At 66.9% G+C, this 353-nt stretch carries 1 protein-coding gene; it reads left to right on the top strand.

Annotated features, from left to right (window positions below):
- Positions 1-353: transposase (locus tag QN350_RS19810; protein ID WP_323517233.1), on the top strand; the 353-nt coding region annotated here is incomplete at both ends.

Raw genomic sequence — 353 nt, 5'->3', positions numbered from 1 at the left:
GAACTCAAACTCACCGATGTCACCGATCGCATCCGCGTCGCGACGGAAACCTTGTATCAAGAATTGATCGATGCGGAAGCGACCGCGTTCATCGGCGCCGCCCCATTCGAACGCTCCGGCGACCGCACCACGCACCGCAACGGCACCCGAGCGCGCACCCTCAGCACCACGGCCGGGGACCTCGACCTGAAGATCCCGAAGCTGCGCGCCGGGTCCTTCTTCCCCGCGCTGCTCGAGCGCCGCCGGCGGGTAGACCAGGCCCTGTTCGCGGTCGTAATGGAGGCCTACGTCCACGGCGTCTCGACCCGGAAAGTCGACGACCTGGTCAAGGCCCTCGGTGCGGACACCGGGAT

Origin of the sequence: Cryobacterium sp. 10I5 (genome assembly GCF_035019865.1) — a bacterium.
In the GTDB taxonomy this organism is placed as follows: Bacteria; Actinomycetota; Actinomycetes; order Actinomycetales; family Microbacteriaceae; genus Cryobacterium; species Cryobacterium breve_A.
Note: the sequence above shows the minus strand (reverse complement) of the source record. Positions and strands in the feature narration are given on the sequence as shown.